The sequence below is a fragment of the Paenibacillus sp. YPG26 genome (assembly GCF_023704175.1).
In the GTDB taxonomy this organism is placed as follows: domain Bacteria; phylum Bacillota; class Bacilli; order Paenibacillales; family Paenibacillaceae; genus Fontibacillus.
The window spans coordinates 1,005,228-1,030,030 of the sequence record NZ_CP084530.1 but is presented as its reverse complement, the minus strand read 5'-3'; the positions used below and the strand labels follow the sequence as shown (position 1 = coordinate 1,030,030).

Here is a 24,803-nt window from a genome sequence, read left to right as displayed (position 1 = left end):
ATATATCCTAGTTAATAATAAGAGAATCGTATGTGCTTATCATTTCTTTGGCGTCCGGCAATCTGCCGCCGCTGCCAATTCCTATCGTAACGGCCACGCCTGCATCGCGGCCCATCTGCATATCCCCGCCAGTATCACCAATCAACGCGGCTTTGTCAGGAGAAATCCCCAAGTCTCTGCATGCTTTAAAAATAATTTCTGGAGAAGGCTTGCCTTCAGATACGAGGTCACTGCCTATGATCGTCTTGAACCTGCCCTTGATCCTCATCCAATTCAAATGTTTTACCGCCTCGGCAGTCTGGTCTGCAGTAACTACCCCAAGCGGAACGCTAAGTCGGCTGCATTGATCAAGAAAACCCGGCAGCCCCTGCACCGGTATCACAGGACGTTCCCGTTCCATATCCTGCGCGGCTTTCACCCGAAAACTACGGATTAGAGCTATGGCCTCGTTCCAGGCCCATCCATGCTTGTACAGCTGCCAGGCAAGGATACCTTCAATCTCGGGTATGGACGCAATCGATAACGGTCCTTCGCGATCATATCCGGTTACCCGGCCCTGATCGTCCATTTCGAGACCCAGCCATTCACGCTTGGCTTCATTCGGGACCGGGAATTCCCCGCTGCTGATTGCTCCTGCAACCTGGTCAGCCATGAGCCCTGCCCAGCCGCCCCATAGAGGCAGAAATTCAAGCAGTGTACCATCCTTGTCAAATAATATACCGTCTACTTCATATTCCCGGCCAGAGACTTTCAACTTCGGCATTCCCGGCTCCCCTTTTTTGCTGGACTTGATTATCTCATATTCTTAATCTGCATTTGTACCTTAAGCTCTCCCCATGTACTGAGCTTGGGTACTGGTGTCCCTTGATAGACCGGGTTGGTAAAAGCCAGCAGACCTCCTGCTGAATCACGGATCTCAGCCCGAATGAAGTGATACTCTCCAGACGGCCAGGTAAAGGAGTAAGTGTAGTCCCCTCCCTTACCGCATCCGGTTAAGCCCGCTTCAACCCCGTCAACCATCCACCTGATATAACTTCCCTCACCAGCATCCTCTACACGAAGTTCGTAATCATAATGCACCAGAGAGTTCGATTGTCCTTCGTGACGCACCTGATCACCCGGCCTGTATATGCGCTCATTCGCATATAACCGGGGCTCCAGAACCGGACCTCTTGTTACGCAGCTTCTGCCCCCGCGGACCGCATTTAGAATTCCATGAACAGACAGCTCCTCACTCCACACCCAGGTGACAGGGTCACCTACCAACGATGGAGGTCCATCCGGGACATAACTCTCATGCGGAAGATTGTGCGTGTCGCTGCCTCCTATGCCCCATAGGGTGACCCCATGCTTCCAGAGCATATCCCACAGCTTCAGGGCCTCCTCTGTCGCTTTCTCGTTATCCGGAAAGGTCGGATCGTTCCAAATCTCTATCGTGTCAAAGACATCCAGACGCACATCCAGCTGCCAATCCCAAGGGGCCAGCTCCGGATGGTTCAAGCTGCACACCGCGCCTTGACTACGGGCTTCCGCCAGAATAGCCTCCATCCCTGCAGATGTCTCAAATGCAGGCGCTCCCCCTTCTCCAATCCAATCAATCCAGCTGCGAATACCCAGGATGTTACAGTGCCCTTGACTCGAGGTGATCTCCACACCTGGAATGACCAACAGATTGGTATCAGGCCAGCCCGTAGTCAGAAAATTATGCTCAGTCACGACAATGAAATCAAGTCCTTGCCGCACTGCTTGAGCATTTAATTCCTCAGCGGTCTGCTTGCCGTCTGTAAGTCTTGTATGCATATGGAAGTCCCCACGATACCACCGGGCCTCTGTGGAATGAACTCTGTTCCAGTCATAAAGCTCATAATTCAGAGCCCCTGAGGCTGCGGGCAAGCCGCTCCACAACCTGGATCCTACCGGATGAAGCGTCCCTTCAATTCCAGGTGTTCCTTCCCCGGATTGGATGTGAAGTGAATATGACGGAGCCGACTCACGGTTAACGGCCAACACTTGAACGCTCCATTGTCCCGCTGGTACCGCCCCGGGCACCGAACCACAGGTTGAATCCCCGGGTTCAGCTGTAAGCAGAAGCGTATTCTCTTCCCCTTTGCCCAGATACTGCATCCGGATATTTCCCTGAGGATCTTTAACCCATATCTGCAGCCACTGAGCGAGAGGGTGAACGGCCCGCAGTGCGAGCCATTCCCCAGACTTGTTAAGTGTAAAAGAGTGCTGAAATAGAATTCCCTGCTGTCCCTGTTGTTCGATTTTAATTTCCTCGCAGCTCATAATTATTTCCCCTGTACACGATCCAGCTCTCGCTGAGCCGTTTCCTTAGCCTCTTTAAGCACTTGATCCGCCGGCAAATTTTGAATTTCCAGCTTGTCGGCAGCGATTTTTAGGGCGTCCGTAATTTTGCCGCCTGTAGGGTCGATAAATGGAGCTGAAGCGGTCTGCGCCTGAAGAAGCGGCTGTTTGCTCTGCGGATTTTTCTCGGCAAAAGCTTTAAATGCAGGCTCTTCCATTGCTGACTTGCGAACAGCGATATATCCCGTATTCATCGACCAGTCGGCTGTGGTCTGTGCGCTTGTGAAGAAGGCGAACCACTTCATAGCCGCTGCCTGCTGTTCAGGTGATGCTGCTGCTGGAATTCCCGCTAGAATGGCAGACGCTACAGGAGCCGGTTCGTGCCCGTTCCAGCCTGGTTGCGGTGCGGCAGCCAGCTTGTTGAAATCCAGATCACCCTGGTCTCCGCTTGAGCCTGTATATCCAGCCGCGCGGTCCTGCATGACGTCATCAATCGTCTTGTACCAATATTCCCAGCCCTGCCCACCAGAGTGAATAGACATAATTTTGTCTTCATGAATCCATTTGCGGAAGCTGTCCCAAGTCTGAATCCATTCAGGACTGTCGATCAGGACGGTCTTGCCGTCATCACTAAGCACTTTACCGCCCTTACTGAGAACCGCATCCAGTAGATTCTCGTAACCCCACATCGGTTCCCAGCCGTACACCTTCACATTGTCACCGTTCTTCACCGTCATCTTCTTAGCGGCTTCAGCCAGTCCTTCCCATGTCTTAATATCTTCTGTTGTTACACCGGCCTTCTCGAACATCGACTTATTATAGTACAGCAGCTGAGTCGTTCCGTACATCGGAACGAAATACTGCTTGTTGTCTGTTTTCCCCTGCTCCAGGAAGGTTGGAATGAAGTCTTCTGTATCAAAGGAATCTTCCTTGGCGATCAAATCATCCAGCGGAGCGAACAGTCCTTTCTTGGCCCAGCTGATATCAGCGGACAGTACAGCTGCAGGCACTTTCCCGGAAGCCATTGCTGCTTGCAGTTTCTTCTTCGTTTCATCATAGTTGCCTTGGACTACAGGCTTCACAACAACTTCCTTCTGGGACGAGTTGAACTTGTCGATCAAACGTTTCATATTGTCACCGAGCTTGCCCCCGAGACCGTACCAGAATTCAATTTCAACTGGCGCGGAGCTCTTAGGGACATCTGCGGTCGCCTTGGACGCCGAGTCTGCTTCACCCTTGTTCCCGCAGGCGGATAATAGGATAAAACTAAGCACGAGCAGTGATGCCAGAATAGATTTGGATTTACGCATGATTTCACTAACCTCCACTTTTCTCTAATAATTTGTTAGATGCATTGTCCGGGTTCCTATCCTTTGTTCACACTGAAGGCATTGCTCACCCCCTTAATGATCCATTTCTGGGCAATTACGAACAGGATCAGCAGCGGCAGAATTGTAAAAGTGCTACCCGCCATGATGAGTGACCATTTCATCCCATACCCGCCGCCCTCGACAAAGAAGGATCTCAGTCCCGCAGACACCAGACTTAATTCCGGTGATTTCGTGATCAGCATCGGCCAGAAATAGTTATTGTAATTCGTGATAAAGGTCAGCAATGCCATGATGATGAAAGACGACCTGGCAAGCGGAAGCAGAATGGAGAACAGGATTCGCGCATGCCCCGCCCCGTCAATCTTCGCAGCCTCCGCGAGTTCTGCGGGCAGCTGCATGAAGGCCTGACGGATCAGAAAGATGGAGAAGATACTGACCGCGTTGGAAATGATGAGCCCCGTGTAGGTGTCAATGAGACCAAGCCTGGACAAAATGATGTAGCTCGGAAGATAAGTCGCGGATACAGGAAGCATGTAGTTGGTTAGAATGATCGCCATCAGCGCATTTTTGAACCGGAATTTCATATGTGTTAGCACATAGGCCATCATGGCTGAGTTCAAGATCTGGATAAAGACAATCACTAATGCAACCAAGACACTATTCAGTAAATATTGTCCAAAAGGAGCCGCATCCCAGGCGGCCGAGAAGTTGTTCCACAGCGGCTTCTCAGGCCACAGCACGGGCGGAAAGCGCCGAATCTCCCCATCCGACTTCAAGGAGCTCGTGATCATCCACAGAAATGGAAAAGCAATAACGAAGCTAATCACAATTAGAGATACATGACGGGACAGCTTTGGAAGCAAATGACTTAATTTCATGGAGTATCTCCTTCTACGATAAATAGTGAACACTTCTACGGGACATCCACATAGATGCTAACGAGAACAAGGCGGTGAAGACCACAAGCAGAAGCGCAACGGCCGAAGCTTGGCCTACATTGAACTGGTCGAAGGCGGCTTGATAGTACAAATACAGAACTGTACGTGTTGACCCCGCGGGGCCGCCTTGAGTCAGAATATTGATCTGGTCATAAGCCTGCAGGGAATCTATCGTCTGAATGATGAAAAGGAAGAAGGTCGTTGGTGATAGTAACGGCAGGGTAACTTTGAAGAAGCAGGTTATTCTGCCGGCCCCATCCACTTGCGCCGCCTCCCTCAAGCTGTCGGGTACCGATTGCAGAGCAACCAGATAGAACACCATGACCCAGCCTATCCCTTTCCAGATGGTTACTATGAGAATGGCAACCATCGCCCAGACCGAATCCTGCAGCCACGGAACCGTATCCATGCCTAACCCACTGAGAATGGCATTAGCCATTCCGGAGCGGGGCTCAAATATCCAAGCCCACACGATAGACACAGCTACCGTCGGTGTCACCCATGGAGAAAAAATAATCGCCCGGTATAGGCCTGAACCTGCCAGCTTGCTGCTCAGTAAGAGGGCCAGCAGCAGACCCCCAATCATGGTTGGAATCACACTCCCCGCTGTGAAGATCAATGTCGTCTGCAAGGATTGATAGAATTCAGGATCTTTAAACAGGTAAGTGTAATTGTCAAAACCTACAAAGGTTTTTACAGGACTCATCAGATCCCAATCCGTCATACTCAGATAAATAATGTAGACCATCGGTATAAGCCAGAAGACGGTCAGCGGAAGCATAGCAGGCAAGGCGAACCACAGAGCTTGTATGTCTCCCCATTTGCGAGATCTTTTCAACAACAACATCCCCAATCATTTCATATGTACAATTTTATTTGAATACTTATGTATACAGCTGGTTATATGTCTTATTTCATATTCTGTATAATAAAAATTGTACACTCATTTAAAAAACTTGGGTTAAAACCAGGTAAAATCTCAACATGTTTTGGATTAAAATTGTAAAAAGAGTGCCTTTTCTAGGTAACAGGTCAGGACAGACGTTATAATGGATAAAGATTCAACAATTATTGAATTCGGATGATGGGTAGGTTGGAAAGCCATGAGAGAAGATGAGCCTAGGTATAAAGAGTGGATTGGACTTAGAAACGAGGTTATTGAAGCAATCAGTGTCACTATGGACTTGTATGGGGTGACCCCGTCGGCCGGGGCCCTTTATGGAACCATGTTTTTTGAAGACGACCCTATGACCCTGGAAGAGATGAAAGACAAGATGGGTATGAGCAAGAGCAACATGAGCTATGCCGCCCGTTCTCTGCTGGACTCCCGAATGATTGAGAAGCTGGATACCAAGAGAGACCGCAAAGACCTGTACCAGGCTCAGAGTGACTTCTTCGTCACCTTCCGTAATTTCTTCTCCACCAAATTTCAAAGAGAACGGGATTTGATGATGGAAGCGATTGACCGGGTCCTTCCAGACTTAAAGGAATTAATTCTCCATCCGGATACTCCAGAGGACATTCGGCAGCATGCGCTGAAGGATCTGCACAAGCTCTATCATGCCGTTGAGTTCTACAGCTGGATGCAGCAGTTCATCGATATGCTGCAGGGTGGGCATTTGTTCGAGCAGACCAAAGACATCGCTAAGCGGGAAGATTCCGGGAGTCTTGAAAGCGATGAAGCCTAGACAGAAATTGAACGCCAAAAGGCACCCTGCATAAGACGGGAACGTATCCCGTTCGTGCCAGGGTGCCTTTTGATGATATATCTGTTAGCTAAACACGACCGTCTTGTTCTGGTGAACGAGAATACGGTCCTCGATATGCCATTTCACAGCGCGGGCAAGTACAACCCGCTCAATGGTCCGGCCAATACGCTTCAGCTCGCTCACATTATCACGGTGACTTACACGCTGAACGTCCTGCTCAATAATTGGACCTCCATCCAGTTCCTCTGTCACATAGTGTGCGGTAGCGCCTATGATCTTCACGCCGCGATTATATGCCTGAGCATAAGGCTTACCCCCGACAAATGCGGGAAGGAAGGAGTGATGGATATTAATGATCCGATTCCGGTAAGGCTCAATCAGAGCCGGGGAGACGATCTGCATGTATCTCGCAAGCACAATCAGATCCACGTTACCATTTAACAATTCAAGCTGGCGCTGCTCCGCTTCCTTCTTCGTATCTGGAGTTACTGGAATATGGTGGTACGGGATACCGAAGGATTCGACGTACTCGCGCATGTCCGGGTGATTGCTGATGACCATAGAGATTTCGGCATCCAGATCACCGGCCTGCCACTGCCACAGCAGTTCAACCAGACAGTGATCCTCTTTGGATACCAGGATGGCCAATTTCTTCTTCTCATTCAATGGGAAGATGTTCCATTCCATCTGGAACTTGTCCGCAATTTCCTGGAAATCAAGCTTGATTCCTTTTAATTTGCCGCTCAGATCGTTCAGGTCAAATTCTACACGCATGAAGAACATGCCGCCCTCTGGATCCATTGTGTATTGGTCCGACTGGACAATGTTAGCCCCGTGCTCATGAAGAAAATGGGATACAGCAGCCACGATCCCCGGACTGTCAGGGCAGGAGATCAGCATACGTGCGCGATGTTGTTGATATTCTTTTACAGGTAGTAGACCTGATTTCACATGAGTGTCCATTTGTTACAAAAATCCTCCTTAAATTCACCTATACCGTAAGTTCATTTACTGCCAGCCAGGCAATAATACGTTGATTAATCTGTTCTTCTGATAGTTCCGGGAACAAGCCTGCTTCAACAATAGAATCATACAGACGTTCCAGCGGTTCACGCGGATCAGCTTTCTTCGCCTTGGCATCATTCTTAAGCAGCTCCCACGTACTGATGATGAAGGCACGCGGATAAATTTCCTGCTTATCGAAGAAAGAATGAATCTGTTCCACTTCGGACAGAAAGCTCTCCCCGAACCGCTCAGCCACATTTCCGCGAAGCAGGGCAATCTCCACCTCGTACATCGGACGCTGGGTCTTAGCGTCTTTGCCAATCCATGGCGTCTCCAGAATGAACGGACGGCCTTGAAGCTTCTCGTGGTGAACCACACGCCGGATCGCCTCAAAGCCAATCCAGCCTGAGCCTATCGGGGTATGGCGGTCTTTGCCGGCACCTACCGGGTTTTTGCTATCATTAATATGCACCACCGCGATTCGATTCAGACCAATCACCCGGTCGAACTCTTCCAGTACACCATCCAGATTATTCACAATATCATACCCGGCATCATGAATGTGGCACGTGTCCAGGCAGATGGTCAGGCGCTCTTTGTGCTCGACCTGCTCAATAATCCGGGCAATCTCCTCAAAGTTCCTGCCGATTTCAGTCCCCTTCCCGGCCATGGTCTCAAGTGCAATGCTTACGTCCGTCTCGGCTGTGCCATTTAGAACTTCATTAAGACCAGCAGCGATACGGTCAATTCCGTAATCCGCATCCTTATCCGTGAAGGCGCCCGGATGAAGCACAATATTCCTTACACCCAAGGCATGTGTACGGCGAATCTCCTCCTTAAGAAAATCAACCGCCAATTGGTAGGTATTCTCCTTGTAAGAGCCCAAATTAATGATATAAGGGGCATGCACGACAATCTCGTCTATATTAGCTTCGGCCATCGCGGCCTTGCCTTCTTCAATAAACAGTGAATCAACCGGCTTGCGGCGAGTATTCTGTGGTGCGCCTGTGTATATCATAAAAGAGCTTGAGCCGTATGAGGCAGCTTCGCCCGTGGCTGTTAGCAATCCTTTAGTGGATAACGAAACGTGGGAACCGATCTTAAGCACTTCCTTGTATCCCCCTTAGCAAATGATTTTGATTCAGTATATTTTATCGCGAATATTCAAATAAATCTAGAAATAAGGTATAATTCCTAATAATCACTAGTGAATATAGGCCCTGAACACGCCGCATGTGAATATTAAATTGAGGTGAATATATAGATGTATCTCTGGAATGTCCTCCCGTTCGCTGTTTCATCTGCGCCTGACCGCTGGTTCATGAACACCATCGTTTTCTGGGGATTTATTATGCTGGGAGTTATGACCATCGGAGGATTCTTTATGTTCCGCAAATTTATGAAGGTGCTGCCGAAGGCAGATGGCAAGTCCAAGCTGGATTGGCAGAATTATTGGGTGGAGCGCAGCCGTCCGATGTGGACCGATGATGCCAAAGCTTTCCTCGATAAGCTGGTCTCTCCTGTCCCTCAGGCCTTCCGGGATATTGCCAAGCACTCCATAGCTGCTGAAATTGGCAAGATTGCGATTGAGAGCGGTGCATCTGAAGTGACTCGCGACCACTGCATTAAAGGATATATTGTTGCTACGCCAAAGCGGGATAACAAGTTCCTTGTTAAATTTCTGAAGAAGAATGAAATTGACTATTCGCCATACAAGCATCTAATGAATAAATGAGATGAATCCTATCGCTTATAGACTAGAACCCACCTGCCTGGTTTGTGCCTCGGTGGGTTTGTTTATGTCTTAGTATAACCATACCGGAACAGCTCTAGCTCAGCGCCACAATCGCTAAGAATATAGGTTAATCATTAGTTAAGAGGAGGGGTCAAAGTGAGGATGGCCGTCTGTGGAGGAACTGGATTTATTGGAAGCGCTCTAGTATCCTATTGGCTGCAAGAGGGCCATGAGGTCATTATTGTTACGCGTCAGATTCCAACTGCTGACCGGAAGAGTTCAGCCTCTGCTCCAAGGTATATAACCTGGGAAGAGCTTGAGAGCTCGCCAGAAGTCATGGAGGGCTTAGATGCGCTGGTTAATTTGGCGGGTTCATCCCTTAATCAACGATGGACGGAGAAAGGCAAACAGAGGATTCTAAGCTCACGACTAAACTCCGTTCGGGCTATCGCAGTGTTAATTAATAAGCTTCAGAAGAAGCCTGCTGTTATTGTTCAAGGCTCTGCGGTAGGAATCTATGGAACCTCGCGGTCAGAGGAATTTGATGAGAACAGTCCGACCAGCAAGCAGGACTTTCTATCTGATGTGGCTTTGAAATGGGAGCATGAAGCCGCATCTATGGTGCATTCAGCAGTCCGCATAGTCACCCTGCGCACCGGTGTTGTGATTGGTAATGAGGGAGGAGCCTATCCGCTGATGCGCCTGCCTTTTTTGTTAGGCTTTGGCGGACGAGTAGGAAGCGGACAGCAGTGGATGTCCTGGATTCATTTGCACGATATTGTGCGCTTAATCGACTACGCCGTGATGAACCCGGCAATTACCGGGCCACTCAACGCGGTTAGCCCTACTCCTGTAATGAATGATGAGTTTGGACGTACGATTGCGAAGATACTCGGCCGCCCTTATTGGCTCCCCCTCCCTGCTCTCCTGCTTAAAATCGCATTAGGAGAGCAAGCCACATTGCTGCTTGACGGGCAGCGGGTCTTGCCGCGCAGAGCACTGGAACAGGGATTCACTTTTCAGTTCCCAACTCTGATCGAGGCTGTTACTGACTTGAAAAGGCATAAATAAGGATGTTAAAGAACGCAAAAAATTGAATTACATGGATTGAAGTAAAAAACTGCGTTATCGATTCATACCCCAGCAAGCAATCGCCAGAATCCGAACGTAGGGTGTGTTGAAAATAGAACTCTTAAAAATTCTGTTGTTCAATAACATATCCAAAAAGGAGGTTTATTAGAGATGACCAAAAAACATAGAGTTAACAGCCCCCGTGGAAAAATCCTTCCTGCTCTACTAACTGCCTTTTTACTATCACTTGTGATGGGAATTTATCACTATGTTCCTTTAAGTGAAAGGCTTGCAAACGTTCACTACTATTCGTTTGGTTATAAGTTTACTATTGGGCTACTTATCAACTTGACTATTTTTCTTTTCTTAATTGTGCCGCTATCCATCCTAGTGGATGGATTACTCATGAACAGAAATAGTGATAATAAGTATCTAAGATTGCTTACGACCATTGTCTCGTATTCAGTGTTAGGCTTAATCGGTGGCATTTTGTACTCAATATTTACATTAAATTTCATTGCTTTTTCATCCCAGGCTATACACATCATTGTAGGTTCGCTTATTTTTTTAGCCTTCCAGTTTATATTTAGCAGGGTTTTCTCTACTTCAATAAGCAAGTAGGATTATTCCCCGAAATTTTAATGCAACCAACCTTGCAAACCTATGGCATAGCTTAATTAGTGATAATTAAAAAGAAATAGTATGGTATTTTTGCGTATCACACGCATAGCTTGAAGCTCGTTGTAGCAATGGAGAATGTGTTCCCGACTTCAAGCGGATACTCCTTATACGGAGCAATAACTTCCCCCTGGAGCTTGGTTCCGTTTCTCGACCCCAGATCCCTAATCGAGCACGTCCTGCCTTGGATGGTCAGTTCAACATGTGCACGCGATGTCCCTACTGTCTTCTCAACATATTGGACTACCTCTTCAGAACGGCCGATAACGAAACTTACTCCTGACAGCATAATTCTTTCAGCAGTCCCGCTCCCCTGCTCCACTCTTTCCAGGTATGGAGTTAGGGGCCGGTTGCTATCTTCTTCACGGCCATTCAGCAGAACCGTAGCTTGTCTTGCAGGACTAAGCATCTGTGTCTTTCCGCTGAGCTGTTCATAATAACCACTTCCAGCACCAAGCTGATCTTGTGTTCCAATGTGCGGCTCTGAAGGAGGAGCATCATTCAAGTAGGTATGCATACTTCCTAATGTATCCTTGTGCTCGGCAGATATGCTGCTTGCAGAGTAGCCATTGCCTTGGAATCCATCGTCCTGATCCTGCGTCAGAAACTGGTCATTCCAGCGCCACTCAGCTTCATCCCAGTTCTTCGCCTTTATCTTCTCATCATTCCCTGACTTTTTCGCAAGGAATTCATCCAGACTCCATTTCCCCCGCCGCCCTGGATGATCTACAGGTTGAGGTTCTGAATAGGAGATTCCGTGTTGTTCATGCTCCTCCAGAGCTCCGTGTCCGGATCTTAATCCTCTTCGGGTTGGAACTAATCCACCACTGCCGCTTAAGAACAAGATCACTCCAGCAATCACCAGAGTGGTAATCCCTCCGCAAATATACAGACCAGAGGTAACAGGCTGATCCAGGTACAGGAATTTCCATATCAAAGCTATGAAGAGCCCTGCCCCTAATAAAACATAGGTTCGAAATGTTGATGAGCCCTTGCCCGTTCTAGGCAATTCTCTGTCTTCATCTTCCATAGAATTTATCTCTTCTGGCTCTCTAAGCTTTGATTGTTGAACAATGCCCATCCCTAAGGGAGCGGACCGAGGCAAGCTTGGCTCATTCGTAACGGGACGGTTGTCTGTCTGAATGCTCCGACTCATGGTTAGATCATGGTTAGAGGCCATAGCCCGCTTGGTGTGCTCAAGTTCCGGATAACTCTGACCATCTCCGGCGAGAAGCTCCCGTAGGAGCTTTCGAAACCCGGCGAGGGAGAACAGATCACTTGCACACAACTGCATGATCTTCTGTACCCCAATACCTTCAAGTACAGATACAGAGGTGATCAGCTTCATAATTATAGAGAGCAGCTGACTCTGAATTGGCTCAGCGGTCAGCTCTTCTTTCAAGGGAATATAAGTAAGGAATACTTTGCCGAGATTCAGACTGCCATCTACAAAAATATAATTCTCATTAAGCCAATAATTTGATGGCTGCAGCATATATTGCTTGGATTCATCCAGAGCATTCACTATTTGGAGAAGCAGCACGTAGAATTCGGGCATGCTGATCTTCTCACTCTTCATACATTGTGAGAGCATCCTTCGTCCAGTAATATCGTAGTGAAGGGTTACTCCCAGATCGATTTCCTTCACATGGAGTTTGAGCAAATACGGAATGGAGGTGGATGCGATCATCCCGCACTGTACCCGGTTCAGCTCAGTAGACATCATTCCCGCTTCTGTCGAGAGAACCATATACGTGCCGCCATTGCGCACGAAATCAGTCTGCAGACTAAGCAATTCAAGACCTCCTCTATACTTTACTTTTACAAGTAGTAATAAGCCGTCAACACACCGGGCAATACAGCTAGCATAAAGGGAAAGCTCAGCATGTCACTCTCATTGCTTTTGAGAGGTCCAAGCCCCTTCAGAATAATGGCTCCGAGCACACTGTTCAGAACCCCTCTCATTCTCTGAATGACTTCCCTTCTCCAAATTAGGATCAGAAGGCCAAGTAATCCTGCAAAAACAATAGAGTAGACCAGAGAACTCAAGGTGAAGCCCGTACCCATCCAGGCCCCAATACCTCCGAACAGCTTGACATCACCGCCCCCAACCGCTCTGGTCCAATACAGGACTAGCATAATACCAAATCCGATAACCGCTCCCTTGAGTCCCGAAGCCAGTCCCACCCAGCCACCAGCCCATAGCTGGTACATTACGCCTGCCACCATCGCAGGTACAGTAAGCTTATTAGGAATCTTCATATACCTGATATCTGTAACAAACGCAGCTGACAGAAAAATCATACATCCCACAAATCCTATGTCCATGAAGTCTCCTCCGATAACTTACTTACTTCTTGCTTATTCACTTTATAATTGCTACTTGCTTGGTTCTTACTTCTTGCTTATTTCATACTCACTTCTTGCTCGCTAAGCTTGAATTAACTTCGTCTTGCTTCTTACTTGCTTACTTGCTTACTTACTTACTTATTTCTTACTTGCTTTTTGCTTGGTTTCTGCTTTGTTTTTTGTTTCTTCGTATCTGCTTACTTAATTCATGCTTACTTAATTCCTGCTTACCTACTTCGTACTTACTTTGTACTTATTGATACTTCGCATTTGCTTACTTCTTACTCCCTTTTCCAGCCACCTGGAAACTATCCGTTGTTCGCATACCTTCTTCTGTCTCCAGTACAAATGTCCAATTTCCATGGGTGGTGTTCCCGGATATCAGCCATTCCCATTCCACATTGCCCGATGAATCCGCTACTGCCTCGCCCAGATACTTCGCAACACTTCTGCCGCTCTTATAATACACAGTTAAAGTGACCTTGCTGCCAGGTGCAGCTCGTGCCTGGATGCGAGCCTGATTTCCCGTATACGCGGGATCTGGCTTGGACAAGACCACTGCAGCTTGACCATTTTTATCCGTCCCCTCTTCCGCCGCGCTATCAGTAGACTGTTCATGGGTATCCCCAATCCACAACCGTTCTACAGCTTTGGATTGGAGTACAATCTTATCCGAAGTAAATGGCACCTTAATAGGCAGCTCATAGCTGATCTCCAAGCCAAAATAAGGGTTTTTTCCTGTCTTTAAGTCAGGCACCACAACCCTGCTGACATGCAATCGGTCTTCATCAAGATTTATCCCCTCCATAAAAGGGTGCAGCAGCGGCTTCATCACAGGGTCGAGTAGCGCCTCAGACAGCTGATTCTTAAGATCCTGCAGCGGTTCGTCTCCTTTGGCCGCAGCCTCCTTTACCCAATCAGAGAATGGAGGCTGCATCTGCGAGGTGTACTTGGCAGCCCATTCGGATAAAGAAGCTTTGGGCATCTGAAGGGTGACGCTACCTTCTCCCCCCTTATCCTGCCGGGACTGTACAGCCAGTGCGACAGGGTATATGGAAGCAGAGACCTGCCTAACCGCATTCGAGACCACAGTATGCATCTGCGTAGAAATGACGGTCATCTGAACCATATAGATAAGAAAAAATATAAACAGCAGGAAAACTGGGAGTACAAGCGATGCTTCAAGTACAATACTTCCCCGGACATTTCGCCAACCCTTAGTAGGAATAATCCGCTTTTTTAACGGCATAGTATCGGTTCCCTTCCACCCGGCCTTCCAGAATTCCGGACGCATTAAGGGCTTTGGCTACCCCGGGCAAGAACCATAGCGGCATCGCGAGGGTAACCTCACTAGAAATATAAGTGTTCCGCTGATCAGGGTTAATTCCGGTATTAAGCCTGATCACGGCAAGCATCCGGGAAAGTCGTGCATCACTTTGTCCGTGAAGAAGCATGAATATTCGTAAGTAATCCAAATAGGTAAGCTCGACTCTGAAATAATCGCTCAAAGGAATACTGCCTTTCTCACTCAGGGTCACCATATCCTGAATCGCATGTTCAATACCGTATAGCAAAGCCAAAGCAAGTATGAGCAGTGGATTTCCTGCAGAACTGTTCTTAATAAAGCCTTCCATAGTTCTAACAGCCAATCTGGAAGCGAATATCTCTCCGTAGGCTGCCGCAATATTCCCGCCAGGGTTATGGAAGCCATAGAGAATATATTCTATCTCCTGCTGTTCGGGCCCAAATTGATCGACCAGACCATTAATAGAACCTGAACCGCCGCCTTTTACTATGTCTTTGAGCTTCGTAACATCAAAGTGTTCAAAATAACCGGCAGCATACTCTGTCTGGTAACAGTTATCTGTCATTCCGTCCAGTAGAGATGACATGGATCCATACAGGCTATCCATGTTGTTCATAGAATGCTGACCGGTCGCATAGGGATCACTTCCAGAGGAAGTCTGTCCGGCGCTGCTCGAGCCGCCTTTAGCATTTAGATTCACATTCTCGTTGAAGTAACCTTCCAGTGTATTGAATTCCTCTTGCTTGGCATTCATCTTATCCTTCAGGCCAGATAACTGTTTGAGTATATTACCAGCTTGTTCAAGCTTGCCCTTGGCTTCCTGCTCCGTCTTCTTGCGCGCATCATCATAGCTTCTATAGGTTGCCAGCTGCTTGGATTCCTGATCCAGCGCCCCGCCTGCGTCCACGAACTTTCGAAGGTAATTGTCTGCCTCTTGTCCTGTAGAAACAACTGCATTCTTGATTGGGCCCGAGCTGCCTGCAATGCTATGAAGAGAGCCTTCCAGTGATATCAATCCGCTTAGTTGCCCGTTAAGACGGTTGAAGCTCACTTTCTGTTCCTCAATATTGGTCTCCATTTGGGTGAGCAAATTCTCCGGAAGAAGCAGCTTTCTGCTCTGCTCCCGGATCTTTCTGATCTCTTCACTTCCGGCCTCATCCCCTCCGGGGGAACCCGACCCGACCTGATCGTACCCGCTATTCGCAGATCGATTCTCTGAATCCTTGATTACTTGCTTCATCTGGTCATTGATGAGCCTGGCTTGCTCAGCCAGCTCCTTGGCGGCAGGGAGAAGCTCTTGATGCTTCGCCGCTGAATCTCTTTGACCTCTGGTTACATGATTAAAGGCTTGTGAAACTCCGTTAGCATAATACGAAATCTGTATGTCATACATTCTATCTATTGGCTTTCTCTTACTATCTTCTTCTATCTTGGATTTATAATCTTCGAACTGGGCCGCCGCATCCCTTACGCTAGAGATGCTTCCATTTAACGGCTCATCTGGAATCGTGATGATTCCTCTGTTTGAAATCCATGAAGAAAGCTCCTTCACCGCGGCTGCTGACTTACGCTGATTGTCGATCAGCTGGTTAAGCTTCTCCTCTCGCTCATCATAAAGCTTCTGCAGCTTCCCCATCACTTCCACAGTATTGGAGGCTTCCTTCATAACGCTTGACATCGGTTTGAACTTATTCACAACTTCAATTGTGAAATCGATAGGCGCTTTATATTTCATCTGTTCACGGATTTGCTGGGTAAAAACCGTATGACTCCCCAGAGGCCGTTCCAACTGCACGGATGAACTATCCAGCTTAGCCTTCATAATTGACAAGTCATCACTTCGGGAGAGCAGGTCGAACTCATCCTGAAGCATTTTAGACATAATGTAATTCTCATCAGTGCCCCCATAAGCAAATAAACCATAACGTTCCAGTAGATCCGGGTCATACGCCGATAGAACGGAACGTACCGCAGCGTGCGATATCTGCTCACTTTGTGTCTGCAGAGCTGACATTCGTGCGTAGTCAATAAATATAGATACAAATGCAAAGACAAACGCAAAGATAATAATCAAAAATATAGTTACCGCACCTCGTTCGGAGCGCTCCTTATGAAACATTCATGCCCTCCATTCACACCTAAGATAGGTTTGGTTTCTACTTGGCATACTGCTTCAAAGCAGCTCCAGCCTCTTTGGGGTTAGCTCCCGAGCCCTTCCCGCTCTTAAACTTGGCGGCATAATACCTGCCCAGATCAACCGTACGAATCCACTCCGCAGGCTCAACAACATAGGAAGTGGAGTATCCAAGCTGCTTCAGACCGCTTCCCATCGCTCTTTCCAGCGGAGCTAAGTGAATCAGCCTATCGAGCGATACAGTCACCTTTCTGAGCAGCAAATTCCGTCTGTATTCCATTGTTCCATTAATATGGGATGGCACTTCCTTGCCGGTATGGCTTAACTTGGTTACGGCCAACGAGCCCCCAGTCCCGCCCGTGGGAAGGGAAAGAGAGGACACCTGTCCAGAACCCGCCCATCCGAATATCGCCTGCACCATAGCATCATCTGTTAACCTCCAGTACAATCCATCATGTTCATCTGCTTCAAAGGCACCTGTGCGGGCATCGCGATAGCTGTTATCCCAAGTGTTCGCCGCACGTTCCGCTGCCACAGCGGCGGCCTGCCCGAGAATCGCGGTCTGATACAAATATAGGCAGAGGAATAACAACAGCATGGTGCATATTAGAACAATTGGCATGACTAACGAAGCTTCAAGTGTAAAACTTCCTCTCGTGTCCCTCTTCAGCCTTCGGATCATTTTCCATCCATGAATTCGTTTGTCTTTGACCCTGCTTTTGACAATAAGTTCTTCACGATATTTGAGAGCTGTTCCCTAAAGATAACAGCAATAATTACGATCACCGCAATAATCAAGATAATCTCAAGCATCCCAAGACCCTTCTCATCCTTCCACAACTGCTTCATTCTCCCCTGGATCGTCGCTAACATTCCAATTCCTCCTAAGTGTGTTCAAATTATTATTTAACTTTATAAACTCATGGCCATAAAGGCCGGTGTTCCCACCAGAACAACAATAATCAAGAAAAGCAGCAGCATCGGGAACACGAGCTTGGACGAGGCCTGCTCTCCCCGGGTCCGGCTGACCGCCTTCCGTTTCTCCCATAACGAATGTGACAGGTCCCGAAGAGCAAGCGCGAAATCGCTCCCTCCCCGTCTGAAGTTCAGCAGCACAGCTGTGGTAAAAGCAGATACCTCTTGTATGCCGCAGCGTTTGCTGAAGCTTTCTAAAGCCTGCTGGAACGAGTATCCGCTGTCCATCTCTCTGGACATCTGAAGCAATTCACGGTACAGCGGATGATGATTTTGCTCCCGTTTGCGCTCAAGGCAATGCCGGATTGCCTTCTGCACTGTCTCCCCGGCGCCTACAAGCAGAATGATCTTATTCAGCAGCTCCGGCAGCTCCATGATGATCTCCTGCTCCCGCCTTACTACCTTCCGGTGAAGATCCGTAACCAGCGCTGCCGGAATCAGCACTGCAAGCATGACCCCAATTCCAAAGCCTGCCGGATCCCCTCCCATTAAAAGAGAGAGCAGAGCGCCCGCGGTCAGGAGAAGCCATGAATAAGAGAGCATCTCCGCAAGAAATATAAGAGTGAAATCACCCACTCTCCGCTCCCCGCACATTTTCTGCACAGAACGCTGCACTTTGAAAAAAAACATCGGAAACCGTCCGGCGAACCGTATTTTATCAAGCAGGTAGAGCATGGGGGGAGCAAGCTTCTGAAGTCTGAGCCCATCCATTTGGAAATCCCCGCAGTCCTTATAGGACCTGGATGATTTCTGATACAAGAGTCCCCATCCGGCTCCGAGTGCACCGAGCAGAATTATCCATATCAGCAATCTGTCTGCCCCCTATATTCGAATATTCATAATCTTATTGATCAGCCAGAAGCATCCCCCGAACATCAGCAGAGCCATTCCCGAGATGAATAGTCCTATGCCACTGTATAAAGGCTGCATATAATCCGGTGAGGAAAAATTCATGAACAGCAGGAAGAAGATCGGCGCTCCAAGCAGCGCTTTCGATTCAAACCGTTTTTGCGCAATCATGACGGAAATTTCCTGGCTGATATCCAGCTTTTCGCTTATAATGCCGGAGGTTCGCCGCACGATCTCCACGAGATCTCCGCCCGTTCTTTTGCAGGTTGTGAACACATCGGCAAAATTCGTAATATCCTCTATCCCCGCACGCTGGCTGAAATCCTGCAAGGCCTCCTCTACGGGCTGTCCATATTCCATTCGCGTGCAAATGATATGCAGCTCGGTAATGAGGTCATTCCTTGCATCCGGGTACAGTAGCCGAAGATCGGAGATCGCTTCCCGGAAGCCATTCTCAACCGAACGGCCCGCAGCCAACGAGGAAGAAAGAGAATATAAGGCTTGTTTGAAATGCAGAGACAAAGCCTCTCTCCTTCTGGTCAGGAGGTATCTGCTCCAGAATTTCGGTGCGTAGATCCCGCCTAGACCCACAATGGCGGACAGGAACCAGGCATGAAAGAATATATATCCCACCGTAAAAAGCACGATCCCGCCCACAGCCATACTGGTGATCTTCTGACGAGACGTTAGAATGTGCACTTTGTAATCGGGAAGCGCGGCCGAGTTGGCGTTGGCATTTGAATTAGCCTTGACATTGGAATGAACATCTTCACTTTGATTCACAGCCTTGCTTCTACGCTGAACATGAACTTTCATCAGGCAGCTGCTTCCTTTCATATTTGTTGCCTGGCAGTCCAGCCATGCTGAGCTTGGAGGTATGATGGAGTGAATTCCCCGTCGGCACTAGCCCGCCAAGAATACGCCCTGCCTGTTCTCCAGTCTCTTTGAAAACATAAATCGAGTTCAGGACCACTTCCCCGTCCTTCATGCCAATCACCTCCGAGATCTCAGTAACCCGGCGGGAACGATCCCGCAGACGGGACAAGTGAACAAATATATCAATGGCTGAGCTGATCTGCTGCCTTACAACCTGGATCGGAAGCTCAGCTCCGCTTAAGACCATGGTCTCCAGCCTGCTGATCATGTCAGAGGTACTGTTCGCGTGGCCAGTTGATAAGGAACCATCGTGGCCGGTATTCATAGCCTGTAACATATCCAGCGCCTCCTGCCCGCGCACCTCGCCCACCACCACCCGATTGGGCCGCATACGCAGAGATGAGCGGATCAGATCCCGGACAGATATTTCCCCCTTGCCCTCGGTATTCGAGTTGCGCGTCTCCAGTGATACAAGGTTCGGAACGGTTGTGATCTGGAGCTCGGCAGAGTCCTCAATTGTAATGACACGCTCGTCTGAAGGGATATACTGGGATAACGCGTTCAGAAAGGTAGTCTTGCCTGAGCCTGTCCCACCGCTGACGAAGATGTTATATTTACTTCGGACGAGGTCCTGCAGGAATACTGCCGCCTCTTCGCTCAATGATCCGGTAGCCACGATCTCATCCATAGTCATCGGCCGTTCCGGGAACTTACGAATCGTCATGGTTGGTCCCTTCAAGGCAACTGGTGGAAGCACCACATTCACCCGTGAACCATCCTTGAGCCGGGCATCAACAATAGGGGCCGATTCATTCACCACCCGGTTCACTGCCGATACAATCGACTGGATAATATCTTCAAGGCGTTCTCTGGATTCGAATTTCATATCAATTTGGCTTACATGCCCCTTGCGTTCGATGAATATCTCCTGGTGACTGTTAATCATGATTTCTGTTATGGACTTGTCCTCCACTAGAGGCTGCAGAACATCCAGCCCCCGGAATGAGTCATAGACTCTACGGACCACCTTCCTCTTCTCAGCAGCGGTCAAATCTATCACTTGTTCATCCTGAAGCACCCGGCCTTCAATATGGTCCATAAGTTCAATGTCACTCATGCTTGATGTAACATCCAGACCCGCTCTAATCTCGCCGCGAAGCTGTCTGAACCAAGTCTCCGTCATTCCCATCCCCCTCATGCAGATGCCTCAGCATGGAAGCCTGACATCTTCATAATATGGCCGCACAGCTTCATCAGATCGCGCTGATATTCCGGTGAATGGAATAGCTCTTCCCAGGAATCCAACTGCTTCCAGGCTGGAATGTAAGGCAAAGTATGATAGGGAATTCCACTCCCGAGTGGGAGCTGGTTCGCCAGATTTCCCAGGCACCGGTTCACCGTAAAAATAGACTTCTGAACCAGAGTCGAATAGAATTCCCCTCTTGTTCGTTCCAGGTGAGCAAGCCAGCGGCCTGTTCTATGGACAGCGCCTATATCGTCCGTGGTCAGCCATATCAGCTGGTCGCACCGTTCCAGCACTCCCTCCGTACACCCGGATGGATAACTATCCGTGTCTACTAAGATAAGATCATAGGCTCCGCTAGCCGCCAAGCAGTTAATCAACCTAATCGTATGTTCTCTTGTAAGCTCTAATAATTCATTTAAATTGTTAAGAGGTTCGAACATGGCGGCCTGAAGATTAGGATCCCGGATAACATAGTTAGCAGCGGACAGGTCAAGAGTGTCCCCCTTATCCTCCGCCGCCTGCAGATTATAGAGGAGTCTGCCGAGCCCTGATACTTCATGCTCTTGTCTTCCTGAAGCCCGGGCGAATCCACTGCCAGCTGTCTCCAGATTCAATAACAATACCCTCAGCCCTTCTGAACTGAACTGTCTGCTAAGCTGTAGAGCTGTAGTGGACTTACCACTTCCGCCATTAACCGAGTAGATACCGATCACTCTTGCCCTATCCGTTGGGATGGTTACCAAGGGCTTCCGTTGTCCCTGAACAGCCGTCATGATTGAGGTGATGAGCTCCTTGAGGGGCTGATATTTATGCAGCGCAATAACATCGTCCTGCAGTTCTGCCTCTCCTTCAATGAGCCCTATTCTGGGAATCCGCTTCTCCCCGGCCGATGGACTCCAGAATTCCAGGTATCCGGGCTCCGCCACCACAGCATCCGGCACCTCCGCGGCATCCATCATTCTCTTCTGAAATGCTTCCACCTTGCTAAATGCTGTCACCCTCAGCTTCTGATGAAATTCACTGCAATTGACATAATGCAGGAACGCTTCAATATAAAATTCATCCTGCACGGCAAGCACAATCCTTACAGGAACCATCCACTCATCCCCCTATGAACAACAAAAAAAGCACCGCTCAAAAACCGATAATCGGTTCATGAACGGTGCTTCCGTTGCCGTTGTTCCTTAATTTTACAGTTAGAATATCACATTTATATTAAGCTAGCAAGCCCATATTATACATTCACTAGAATGAGCCTCCGTTAATCCAGAAATCTCTCTCTTATCTGCTTAGTCGGGATCATACACGCATCGTCCTTACCAAACCACCGGTACCGGTTACGCGCAACAATATCGTACACCGCATCCCTAATGAATGGGGGAATTACAATAAGTCCGTACCACAGCGGCCAAGGAAAAGGAAGCAGCCGGGCCAACCTCAAAGCTGCCTTGGAACGCGTGTAATAACGTCCGTCTTCTATAAGCACAAATGAACTGTAAGAATCGAGCGGCATCCCTCCCTCGGCAAGAAGCCTTTGCCCAGCGTCTGACTGAAGGGAAGCGAACCGCAGACGGCCATTGCGATCCCATTTAATCAGGAATTTGGTAATGCCTTGGCACAGATGACAGATGCCATCAACAAGAACTATCGGTCCCTCATGTGCATTTGAACTCAGCTGACTCATTCCTCTTCCCCCTTCCGTAAGATAGATTAGAATAAATTGCAGTGCTGTACCTTAATTTGGTTATAAATAAAGTGGAGCTTATGCTTTTGTATCTACACCTTCTTATCTTAATAGAAAAAAGGCGCGAGGATAACCCCCCGCACCTTGTTTATCTGCCTAACGCCTGTTTCTACTTGGCTTCTGCTTCTGCTTTATCCAAATATTGTCCGTCTACGATCTGTTGTCCGATATCTCCTGCAAAGTTATCCATGCACTTGCAAATGAAGTCTTTGCGGCAAATCGGGCAAGGACTTTGAAGAAGACGGCTGATGTTCGTAAGCTTCCATTCTGGAAAGCGATGATAGAACACGCGGCACTTCGTTCCATCGACCATTTTGACAATAAATTCGTACAAGCCATCTTTTTGGTTACTGCTGGCTTCGGTCACGTTCTCAACAATTGGTCTGTAAGACATGCTCATCACCCGTTTAATTAAATTTCGATCTTTTTTCAGTACTTAGACATATTAAATAATTTTAGGCGGCATGTCAACTAAGCTTTCAAGCCGTAGTCCTGTTGAAAAATTTAATAAGCCGGCATCATGTTAGGAACGTGTTTAGTATCTCAAGCCAAGGAGCACTTTATCCCGGTATGGCATACATAATAAAAGCACCTGACAAAAGCCTGTATATACCAGCTCCACTGCATACTCAATTAAGTTAAAAAATTACCGAAAAGTTTCCCTAGACAAAAACTATTGTAGGTGTACAATATGAAAGAAAGATTAACTTTCGGATTCTATTACGACTATTGAAGAGGTGATTCCTATGGAAGATACTCAAGAAAATACAGCTGGACGCCTATCAGGCTGGAGGGCAAATAACCAGGGACTTCCTTCGCTTCCCGAGGCCCATCGCTCTCTACGGATTCCTCCCAACGCGAAGTGGTTCAGGAAATTTCTCGCCTTCGCCGGACCTGGCTACATGGTGGCCGTCGGCTACATGGATCCGGGTAACTGGGCTACCGATATCGAGGGCGGTTCACGATTTGGTTACACCTTGCTCTCCGTTATATTAATTTCCAATCTGATGGCCATTCTTCTTCAGTCCTTGGCCGGTAAGCTCGGCATAGTAACAGGCAAAGACTTGGCCCAAGCCTGCCGGGACAATTATTCCAAACCGGTGGTCATCGGGCTGTGGATATTATGTGAACTCGCCATAGCCGCCTGTGATCTGGCAGAAGTCATCGGTACGGCCATTGCGCTTAATCTGCTCTTTGGACTGCCTTTATTATATGGGGTGATCATAACCGCAGTTGATGTCCTTCTGATTCTGATTCTGCAGAATAAGGGCTTCCGATTCCTTGAAATGCTCATTATTGTGCTGATTGCGACCATTGCCGTATGCTTCGGAATTGATCTGTTCCTGACAGGTCCCGATATGGGAAGTGTCCTGATGGGTTATGTTCCAACTGCCGAGGTTATCAGCAATCCGCAGATTCTGTATGTAGCTATTGCTATTCTAGGGGCTACGGTAATGCCTCATAACTTGTATCTGCACTCATCTATCGTTCAGACCCGCCAATTCGATCAGACAGCGATTGGCAAACGTCAAGCCATCAAATATATGACCTGGGATTCAACGATCGCACTGACTTTCGCGTTATTTATCAACTCTGCGATTCTCATCGTCTCGGCAGCCGCTTTCCATTCCAGCGGTCTGACCGACGTAACGGACATTGGTGATGCCTATCATCTTCTGACTCCAATTGTAGGTACCACCTTGGGAAGCATCATGTTCGCTGTAGCCCTTCTGGCTTCAGGTCAAAACTCGACGCTTACGGGGACACTTGCAGGCCAGATTGTAATGGAAGGCTTCATCAATCTTCGTCTCAAGCCATGGCTGCGGCGTCTCATCACCCGCTTGATCGCCATCATTCCAGCAGTAATTGTAACAGCGATCTATGGCGATTCTGGTGTACAGGATTTATTAATCTTCAGCCAGGTGATTCTCTCTCTGCAGCTGCCCTTCGCGGTTGTTCCCCTTGTCAAATTCACGGGCAGCCGAACCAAGATGGGCGAATTCGCTAACAAAGCCAGGATTAACATTCTGGCCTGGCTCGTTACAGGAATCATTATTGCACTGAACATATTTCTGCTGTATCAGACCATTACTTCATAAGCTGCACAACAAGCCCCCGCATCTCTTAAGGAGAAGAGAGCAGGGGCTTATTATTTGCACAAAAAAACGATCTTCCTGCAATCTGCAGAAAGACCGTTCCTTCAATACGTTATGCGGTCGAGAGGACTCGAACCTCCACGGGTATACACCCACTACCCCCTCAAGATAGCGTGTCTGCCATTCCACCACGACCGCGTGGCTACCGCTTTTTCAAGCGAACACTTCATATTATATAGCTGCCAAGCACAATTGTAAAGTGGAAATTAAATGTAGCAACGAGACCTAAAACAAGCTTCCCAAGCTACAGGACTGAGTTAACTTTAAAGAGCAACCGCATGAACTCATTCGCCTCTTCGTCCGTCCGTTCCAGTTCAAAAAATCCTTAACAACCAGCTGGCTGTGTACAAAAACAAAAGTGAACCTTGTTAACAAGGTTCACTTAGGCTGAAGC

24 protein-coding genes and 1 tRNA gene are annotated in these 24,803 nt (G+C 48.2%); 4 read left to right on the top strand and 21 right to left on the bottom strand.

What is annotated here, in order from left to right; genetic code table 11:
- Window positions 1-7 precede the first annotated feature (7 nt).
- The 5 genes from LDO05_RS04710 to LDO05_RS04690 are packed head-to-tail and all read right to left on the bottom strand — an operon-like array spanning window position 8 to window position 5,357.
- Entirely contained in the window at window positions 8-763 is a 756-nt protein-coding gene (locus LDO05_RS04710; RefSeq protein ID WP_251377756.1) for an HAD family hydrolase, read from the bottom strand.
- Window positions 764-792: 29 nt separating this feature from the next.
- The gene (locus LDO05_RS04705) at window positions 793-2,289 is read right to left on the bottom strand and encodes a CehA/McbA family metallohydrolase (RefSeq protein ID WP_251377755.1); all 1,497 of its coding nucleotides are present in this window, start codon (window positions 2,287-2,289) and stop codon (window positions 793-795) included.
- A gap of 2 nt (window positions 2,290-2,291) precedes the next feature.
- On the bottom strand, window positions 2,292-3,617 hold the full coding sequence (locus LDO05_RS04700) for an ABC transporter substrate-binding protein (RefSeq protein ID WP_251377754.1): 1,326 nt from the start codon (window positions 3,615-3,617) through the stop codon (window positions 2,292-2,294).
- A 56-nt stretch (window positions 3,618-3,673) separates the two neighbouring features.
- Entirely contained in the window at window positions 3,674-4,516 is an 843-nt protein-coding gene (locus LDO05_RS04695; protein WP_251377753.1) for a carbohydrate ABC transporter permease, read from the bottom strand.
- A gap of 13 nt (window positions 4,517-4,529) precedes the next feature.
- Window positions 4,530-5,357: a carbohydrate ABC transporter permease gene (locus LDO05_RS04690; RefSeq protein WP_481857044.1), complete on the bottom strand. Its 828-nt coding sequence runs from the start codon at window positions 5,355-5,357 to the stop codon at window positions 4,530-4,532.
- 322 nt (window positions 5,358-5,679) lie between these two features.
- On the opposite strand from LDO05_RS04690, the gene LDO05_RS04685 reads away from it, so the two are divergent.
- Window positions 5,680-6,264 (top strand): GbsR/MarR family transcriptional regulator, encoded by a 585-nt coding sequence (locus LDO05_RS04685; RefSeq protein ID WP_251377752.1) that lies wholly within the window; start codon window positions 5,680-5,682, stop codon window positions 6,262-6,264.
- 84 nt (window positions 6,265-6,348) lie between these two features.
- Here the strand turns inward: LDO05_RS04685 and purU are convergent, their stop codons facing one another.
- Both purU and LDO05_RS04675 read right to left on the bottom strand, forming a co-directional pair.
- Window positions 6,349-7,248, bottom strand: coding sequence for a formyltetrahydrofolate deformylase (purU, locus tag LDO05_RS04680; protein WP_251377751.1), 900 nt, complete (start codon window positions 7,246-7,248; stop codon window positions 6,349-6,351).
- A gap of 28 nt (window positions 7,249-7,276) precedes the next feature.
- A complete protein-coding gene (locus LDO05_RS04675) occupies window positions 7,277-8,398 on the bottom strand; it encodes a deoxyribonuclease IV (protein WP_251377750.1) in 1,122 nt (373 codons plus the stop codon).
- Window positions 8,399-8,554: 156 nt separating this feature from the next.
- Between LDO05_RS04675 and LDO05_RS04670 the strand changes: the two genes are divergently transcribed.
- Complete coding sequence (locus LDO05_RS04670; protein ID WP_251377749.1) at window positions 8,555-9,025, top strand: DUF2621 domain-containing protein; 471 nt, start codon at window positions 8,555-8,557, stop codon at window positions 9,023-9,025.
- 162 nt (window positions 9,026-9,187) lie between these two features.
- A complete protein-coding gene (locus LDO05_RS04665; RefSeq protein WP_346657641.1) occupies window positions 9,188-10,096 on the top strand; it encodes a TIGR01777 family oxidoreductase in 909 nt (302 codons plus the stop codon).
- A gap of 317 nt (window positions 10,097-10,413) precedes the next feature.
- Here LDO05_RS04665 and LDO05_RS04660 read toward each other — a convergent pair whose 3' ends face one another.
- The 13 genes from LDO05_RS04660 to LDO05_RS04600 all read right to left on the bottom strand — a co-directional run bounded on the left by LDO05_RS04660 (window position 10,414) and on the right by LDO05_RS04600 (window position 22,647).
- Window positions 10,414-10,713 (bottom strand): hypothetical protein, encoded by a 300-nt coding sequence (locus LDO05_RS04660; protein WP_251377747.1) that lies wholly within the window; start codon window positions 10,711-10,713, stop codon window positions 10,414-10,416.
- Window positions 10,714-10,814: 101 nt separating this feature from the next.
- Window positions 10,815-12,569, bottom strand: a complete 1,755-nt coding sequence (locus tag LDO05_RS04655; RefSeq protein WP_251377746.1) for a DUF6382 domain-containing protein — start codon at window positions 12,567-12,569, stop codon at window positions 10,815-10,817.
- A gap of 26 nt (window positions 12,570-12,595) precedes the next feature.
- Window positions 12,596-13,102, bottom strand: coding sequence for an A24 family peptidase (locus tag LDO05_RS04650; RefSeq protein WP_251377745.1), 507 nt, complete (start codon window positions 13,100-13,102; stop codon window positions 12,596-12,598).
- Between the two features lie 295 nt (window positions 13,103-13,397).
- Entirely contained in the window at window positions 13,398-14,372 is a 975-nt protein-coding gene (locus LDO05_RS04645; protein WP_251377744.1) for a TadE/TadG family type IV pilus assembly protein, read from the bottom strand.
- Window positions 14,341-16,548, bottom strand: a complete 2,208-nt coding sequence (locus LDO05_RS04640; RefSeq protein ID WP_251377743.1) for a TadE/TadG family type IV pilus assembly protein — start codon at window positions 16,546-16,548, stop codon at window positions 14,341-14,343. The genes LDO05_RS04645 and LDO05_RS04640 overlap by 32 nt, the downstream gene beginning before the upstream one ends.
- A gap of 37 nt (window positions 16,549-16,585) precedes the next feature.
- Entirely contained in the window at window positions 16,586-17,245 is a 660-nt protein-coding gene (locus LDO05_RS04635; RefSeq protein WP_346657617.1) for a TadE/TadG family type IV pilus assembly protein, read from the bottom strand.
- A complete protein-coding gene (locus tag LDO05_RS04630) occupies window positions 17,242-17,436 on the bottom strand; it encodes a Flp1 family type IVb pilin (RefSeq protein WP_251377741.1) in 195 nt (64 codons plus the stop codon). Before LDO05_RS04630 ends, LDO05_RS04635 begins: the two co-directional genes overlap by 4 nt.
- A 39-nt stretch (window positions 17,437-17,475) precedes the next feature.
- Window positions 17,476-18,348, bottom strand: coding sequence for a type II secretion system F family protein (locus LDO05_RS04625; protein WP_251377740.1), 873 nt, complete (start codon window positions 18,346-18,348; stop codon window positions 17,476-17,478).
- Window positions 18,349-18,360: 12 nt separating this feature from the next.
- Window positions 18,361-19,203 (bottom strand): type II secretion system F family protein, encoded by an 843-nt coding sequence (locus LDO05_RS04620; RefSeq protein ID WP_251377739.1) that lies wholly within the window; start codon window positions 19,201-19,203, stop codon window positions 18,361-18,363.
- Window positions 19,181-20,446: a TadA family conjugal transfer-associated ATPase gene (locus LDO05_RS04615; RefSeq protein ID WP_251377738.1), complete on the bottom strand. Its 1,266-nt coding sequence runs from the start codon at window positions 20,444-20,446 to the stop codon at window positions 19,181-19,183. Before LDO05_RS04615 ends, LDO05_RS04620 begins: the two co-directional genes overlap by 23 nt.
- A gap of 11 nt (window positions 20,447-20,457) precedes the next feature.
- Entirely contained in the window at window positions 20,458-21,606 is a 1,149-nt protein-coding gene (locus LDO05_RS04610) for an AAA family ATPase (protein WP_251377737.1), read from the bottom strand.
- Between the two features lie 164 nt (window positions 21,607-21,770).
- Window positions 21,771-22,193: a thiol-disulfide oxidoreductase DCC family protein gene (locus tag LDO05_RS04605; protein ID WP_251377736.1), complete on the bottom strand. Its 423-nt coding sequence runs from the start codon at window positions 22,191-22,193 to the stop codon at window positions 21,771-21,773.
- A 169-nt stretch (window positions 22,194-22,362) separates the two neighbouring features.
- The gene (locus tag LDO05_RS04600) at window positions 22,363-22,647 is read right to left on the bottom strand and encodes a hypothetical protein (protein WP_251377735.1); all 285 of its coding nucleotides are present in this window, start codon (window positions 22,645-22,647) and stop codon (window positions 22,363-22,365) included.
- A gap of 352 nt (window positions 22,648-22,999) precedes the next feature.
- On the opposite strand from LDO05_RS04600, the gene LDO05_RS04595 reads away from it, so the two are divergent.
- The gene (locus tag LDO05_RS04595; RefSeq protein ID WP_251377734.1) at window positions 23,000-24,352 is read left to right on the top strand and encodes an Nramp family divalent metal transporter; all 1,353 of its coding nucleotides are present in this window, start codon (window positions 23,000-23,002) and stop codon (window positions 24,350-24,352) included.
- A gap of 112 nt (window positions 24,353-24,464) precedes the next feature.
- On the opposite strand, the gene LDO05_RS04590 is transcribed toward LDO05_RS04595, so the two are convergent.
- Window positions 24,465-24,547, bottom strand: a tRNA-Leu gene (locus tag LDO05_RS04590).
- Between the last annotated feature and the right edge of the window lie 256 nt (window positions 24,548-24,803).